Below are 2,730 nucleotides of genomic sequence, written 5' to 3' on the forward strand. Positions count from 1 at the left end.
TGGGGGAACTCTAATCGCTCACACGAAAATTGAAACGCCCGGAAACGGCAGAAATGCTGAAACTTTCGTAATGTTGGCAAAATCTGTTGCAGATTTGCGACAAAACCCCCGGAATCCTTGGGGTTTCAGCTTCTGTCACCCATAAGAGGCTCGACGCCAAACTCCCGCATCAGCGCCACCACCTCCTGCTCGACCTTCTCCAGCGCCCTCGAATCGACGGCCCTCATAACGATACTCGTGCCGAAACTCTTGCCCCGATAATAGGGATAGCTGCCAATCCCCACTTCCGGGTGCCGAAGTTGCAGGTCGCCGAGCCTTTCGGCAATGGTCCCCTCCCCGATCTGGGCTGTCACTGTGCGGCTTTGCATGGCCGCCCCGCCCTCCAGCCGGTCGGTCAGGCTGTCCAGCATCACCTGCATGATCATGGGGATGCCTGCCATCACGAAGACATTGCCGATCTGGAAGCCCGGCGCCTTGCTGAGCGGATTGGCGATCATCACCGCCCCTTCGGGCAGGCGCGCCATGCGCATCCGCGCCTTGGTGAACTCCCCGCCCGTCTCCTTGTAATGCTCGTCGAGCACCTTCACCGCCTCGGGGTGATAGTCGATACCCACACCAAAAGCCCGGGCAATCGCATCGGCGGTAATGTCATCATGCGTCGGCCCGAGGCCGCCCGTGGTGAAAACATAGTCATAGCGCGCGCGAAGCTCGTTCACGGCGGCGACGATCACATCCTCAATATCGGGGATCACCCGCGCCTCGCGCACCTGAATGCCGATCTTGTTCAGATGCGTCGCAATATAGGAAAGGTTCGAATCCCGCGTGCGGCCGGAGAGAATCTCATCGCCGATGAGCAAAACACTGGCAGTAACCATTTTCGGGCGCGCCTGCGCCTCTTTCTCCGGCATGTGAAACTTCCCTGCAACGCATCCTTGCCCGAGAATACCGCTCTCCCGCCCCTGCTTTCAAATGAGGGCTATGGGCACTATGTTAGGAAAACACCCACCCGAGCCCCGAGCAAGACGCGATATGAGCTATACAGATGCCGTTGACGCCCCCGAACGCAATGTCGGGCGGATCAAGATTCATGATGCAGAAGCCTTTGAGGGCATGCGCCGCGTGGGTCGGCTTGCCGCAGAGGCGCTGGACATGCTCGTCACCGAAATCCGCCCTGGCATCACGACGGATCACATCGACCGCCTCGTCTTCGAGTTCGGGATGGATCATGGCGCCTATCCGGCACCGCTAAACTATCGCGGGTTCCGCAAATCCTGCTGCACCTCCATCAACCATGTCGTCTGCCACGGCATACCGGGGGACCGCGTGCTGCGCGAAGGCGACGCGATCAATGTGGATGTGACCTATATTCTCGATGGCTGGCACGGCGACACGAACCGTATGTATTTCGCAGGTGAAGCCCCTCGCAAGGCGCAGCGCCTCGTGGACGTCACCTATGAATCGCTGATGCGCGCCATTGCCGTGGTGAAGCCCGGCGCAACGCTCGGCGATATTGGCTGGGCCATTCAGGAATATGCGGAAAGCCAGCGCTGCTCCGTGGTGCGCGAGTTTTGCGGCCATGGTCTTGGCCGCGTCTTCCATGATGCGCCGAATGTGCTCCACTATGGCCGCAAGGGACAGGGCGCAACGCTGAAGGAAGGCATGTTCTTCACCATCGAACCGATGATCAATCTCGGCAAACCGGGCGTGAAAATCCTCTCCGATGGCTGGACCGCCGTAACGCGCGACCGCTCCCTCTCCGCCCAGTTCGAACATTCGATCGGTATCACGGCAGATGGCTGCGAGATTTTCACCAAATCGCCAGCGGGTCTCGACTGCCCGCCCTACGCGTAAGGCGGAAATCGCGCCGTGGGGGACGGGGCGAAGGAAACACCGCATTATGCAGGCCATCGGGAGCGGCTGCGCGCCCGCTTTCTCACCTCGCCCGAAACGCTGCCTGACTACGAGCTTCTCGAACTCATTCTCTTTCGCGCCGTGCCGCGCCGCGATGTGAAGCCGCTCGCCAAGGAAATCATCGCGCGCTTTGGCGGCTTCTCGGAAGCCATCAATGCAGACCCGGCAAGGCTGCGCGAGGTGAGGGGCGTCTCAGACACGATCATCACCGAGTTCCGCATCATACGGGAAGCCGGGCTGCGGCTCGCACAGGCAAAGGTGATGAAAAAGGAAGTGATCGGCTCATGGGATGCGCTACTTGAGTATTGCGCTGCCTCCATGGCGCATAATCCGGTGGAGCAGTTCCGCATCCTCTTTCTCGATCGCAAGAATGTGCTGATCGCCGATGAGGTTCAGCAAAGGGGAACGGTGGACCACACGCCCGTCTATCCCCGCGAGGTGGTGAAACGCGCGCTGGAGCTGAACGCCTCCGCGCTTATCCTCGTCCACAACCACCCGTCTGGCGACCCAACCCCCTCAAATGCCGATGTAGAGATGACACGCCAGATTGTGGACACCGCGCGGCCCCTCGGCATTGAAATCCACGATCATCTTGTCGTCGGCAAGGGGCGACATGCAAGCTTCCGTTCGCTCGGCCTGATATGAAAAGGCGGGGCCGAAGCCCCACCTTTCAAGCCCTATCCCGCAAATATCGGCGCGTATTTATCTGCCCACGGGCGAGCCTGCTCCAGTTCATAGGCAAGTTCAAAAAGGACCTTCTCACCGCCAAGCGATGCCGCAAACTGCGAGCCGATAGGAAGTCCCGCCTCATTCCATGAG

3 protein-coding genes are annotated in these 2,730 nt (G+C 60.0%); 2 read left to right on the forward strand and 1 reads right to left on the reverse strand.

Annotated features, from left to right (window positions below; all coding sequences use genetic code 11):
* Positions 1–125 precede the first annotated feature (125 nt).
* Positions 126–908, reverse strand: coding sequence for a competence/damage-inducible protein A (locus tag WBF74_RS10050; protein WP_424439007.1), 783 nt, complete (start codon positions 906–908; stop codon positions 126–128).
* Between the two features lie 121 nt (positions 909–1,029).
* Between WBF74_RS10050 and map the strand changes: the two genes are divergently transcribed.
* Both map and radC read left to right on the forward strand, forming a co-directional pair.
* Positions 1,030–1,851: a type I methionyl aminopeptidase gene (gene map, locus WBF74_RS10055; protein WP_424439010.1), complete on the forward strand. Its 822-nt coding sequence runs from the start codon at positions 1,030–1,032 to the stop codon at positions 1,849–1,851.
* A gap of 15 nt (positions 1,852–1,866) precedes the next feature.
* On the forward strand, positions 1,867–2,556 hold the full coding sequence (gene radC / locus WBF74_RS10060) for a RadC family protein (protein ID WP_424439013.1): 690 nt from the start codon (positions 1,867–1,869) through the stop codon (positions 2,554–2,556).
* Positions 2,557–2,730 lie beyond the last annotated feature (174 nt).

The sequence above is a fragment of the Parvibaculum sp. genome (assembly GCF_049672805.1).
Lineage (GTDB): Bacteria > Pseudomonadota > Alphaproteobacteria > Parvibaculales > Parvibaculaceae > Parvibaculum.